Source organism: Phaeobacter sp. CAU 1743 (assembly GCF_039839315.1).
Taxonomy (GTDB): domain Bacteria; phylum Pseudomonadota; class Alphaproteobacteria; order Rhodobacterales; family Rhodobacteraceae; genus Phycobacter; species Phycobacter gallaeciensis_A.
Window position 1 is genome coordinate 1 of sequence record NZ_JBDOQR010000169.1, and the last position, 2,393, is coordinate 2,393.

Here is a 2,393-nt window from a genome sequence, read left to right on the forward strand (position 1 = left end):
GGCCAAACCGCCGCTCAGGCGGCCAATACGGGGCGAAAATCGCTGGAAATGACGCCTCAACCGCCCCAAACTGCCCTCAAGCGGCAACATCGGCGCAGCCGAAGACGTTGTTCAGACGTTCCTCAAGATCACCATTGCCGCACCGCGGCTTCCCCATACCGGACCTTCACTCATACCTGGTCGCAACCAACTTTTTCGATTGAATTTGGCTTGTAATTTCTATCTCCTCCCACCCGGAGGTATCATTTGCTCAAGCGTTTTTTCTCCGACGGGTTTCAAGCAGTTATGGAGCACGGTGGCGCCACCGCGTCGGTGACACCAATTGCTGCTTTTGATGACCTACTTACCGCCTCAGTTGGCTTCGATCTCGAAATCATCGATGACGCCAAGGGGCTGGTGCGCCTTCGTGATGCCGCCGCATTTCCTGCCAACGCTAAGCCAGAGGAGGCCGCCAACAAGCGCGGACTGTCTGCCACGAAAATCGAGGCCGAACTGCGTAGTCATCGCTTTGCGATCGGCCACAATGCAGCGATCCACGATCTCCCTGAGCTCGAAGCGCTGACAGGGAGAGAGGTGGTCGCAGGATTTCGGACCAGTTGCTAAGAGGTCATTCGATGACCTTCAGCTCGTCGATACGATCTGGCTCAGCCCTCTCGCCTTTCCCACCCTCAAGTCGCATGCGCTGAACAAGCCCTACCTTGCCAAGACAGGCCTGGCAGATCCCGTTCAGGACACCTTGGAGACCATCGCCCTCCTTCGCTCCGAGGTCTTGGCTTTCGAGACGATGGATCGCGAGTGGATCAAGGTCCTGCGGTGGCTGTGTGGGCTCGGCGCAAGTCACAATGGTTACGCGGCCTTCTTCGATGCTACACCTATCACTCTTTTGCCTTGCAGGTGCTCGGCCAGTCCTTCGCAGAGCTCTCGGATGAGGCGGTCGGCGAGGAAGTCGGACTCACCGACACCGAGGCTGACAGCGGGCGCAAGGCCAGCGCCTTCGACCGCATCCTGTCGCGCGCCAGCGCGCGGCTAATCCAGCAACGCGATGACGGTGGCAATCTCTCGGACCTCATCCTGCGGCGCTTCCGCTGGGTCTTCGTCGACGAGTTCCAGGACGTGACCGAGGACTCCTTCGCGTTGATCAAGGAGATCTCCCAGCAGAGTCAGAAGAAGGCTGCGAGCGAGGCGCGCAGCGCAGCCGACCTCGTCGATGTCCGCTTTATTGCGGTCGGAGACGATGACCAGAACATCTATGACTTCGGTGGTGCCAGTGGGCGGCATATCCGCGCCTTCGACCAGCTATTCAACACGCCCAAGAAGATGCCTGAGCTGACATGGAACTACCGCTCGAGCGGAGCCATCCTGCGCTGTGCGGCGGAAATCATCTCCCATTGCTCCGATCGCCTGAAGACCCGGGAGATCGAAATCGATCCAAACCGAACCCATGATCCATTGCAGGGTCGCTATCACCGACCGCGCGATCCCGATCTTGGTCGGGTAACGATCCTTGAGAATGCCGATCGAACCATCGAAAGCCACGCGGCCCTCGCGACAGCCGAGCTGCTCCGCCTGCGCGCAGCGGTAGGCAAGGAAAAATGGCGCTGGACATCAACCGCCGTGTTGGTGCGCCAGCGCGCGCATATACACGTGGTCGAGCGCGCACTGGTGGGTGCTGGGATCGAGGTGTCACGTGATCTCCAAGGGCTCGTGCCCATGGCGCGCGTTAAAGAAGCTGTCCGGGTCAGGGAGTGGCTCGAGAAGAAGGAGAGCAGCGCATGCACCAAGGCCGATGCCCGCTCCACCGCAACATCACCATGGATGCGCAGCAGAACGTCGGCCCCGACCTCGATCGTCATCACCCCGATGCCACCATGTCCGGCCTCAGCCATGGAAGATGCCGGCTGACCCATCGGCTCAGGCAGAATGGACAATGGCACGAAGGCGGGCGCCGTCGCTTCCGACCTTGGCGATCCGTTCAACGCGTCCATCAATTCACTCGGCAGAGCCAACCGGCCCTGACGCGCATGGCGACGCCAATCTGACAAATGATGGGGGAGAATGTCATAGCGCGCTGCCACATCGACAACCCGGACACCGGGTTGAAGGCTCTCTGCCACAATCCGAGCCTTCAATTCATCAGGCCAACGCCGCTTGCCCCGCCGCCGAGGTTCAACAACCTCGCACCGCCCCACAAATCCGTCTCCACCATCCGCCATGCGAAACCTCCATCTGCTGACGCAGACCTTCTCGCAGGACGGCCAACTCTCAGGGAACGTCTGAACAACGTCTTCGGCTGCGCCGATGTTGCCGCTTGAGGGCAGTTTGGGGCGGTTGAGGCGTCATTTCCAGCGATTTTCGCCCCGTATTGGCCGCCTGAGCGGCGGTTTGGCCGATTT

At 60.4% G+C, this 2,393-nt stretch carries 3 protein-coding genes and 1 pseudogene; 3 read left to right on the forward strand and 1 reads right to left on the reverse strand.

The annotated features are described in order from the left end of the window. From AAFO90_RS24650 to AAFO90_RS24660, 3 genes are all read left to right on the forward strand, one after another. On the forward strand, positions 1 to 216 hold a 216-nt coding region (locus tag AAFO90_RS24650; RefSeq protein WP_347511159.1), incomplete at its 5' end, for a hypothetical protein. Positions 217 to 246: 30 nt separating this feature from the next. Beyond that, positions 247 to 603, forward strand: coding sequence for a hypothetical protein (locus tag AAFO90_RS24655; protein WP_347511160.1), 357 nt, complete (start codon positions 247 to 249; stop codon positions 601 to 603). A gap of 192 nt (positions 604 to 795) precedes the next feature. Continuing rightward, a complete protein-coding gene (locus AAFO90_RS24660) occupies positions 796 to 1,902 on the forward strand; it encodes a UvrD-helicase domain-containing protein (protein ID WP_347511161.1) in 1,107 nt (368 codons plus the stop codon). Between the two features lie 98 nt (positions 1,903 to 2,000). On the opposite strand, the pseudogene AAFO90_RS24665 reads toward AAFO90_RS24660, so the two are convergent. Further along, positions 2,001 to 2,213: pseudogene (locus AAFO90_RS24665) on the reverse strand (transposase); the annotation flags it as partial. Positions 2,214 to 2,393: the final 180 nt, after the last annotated feature.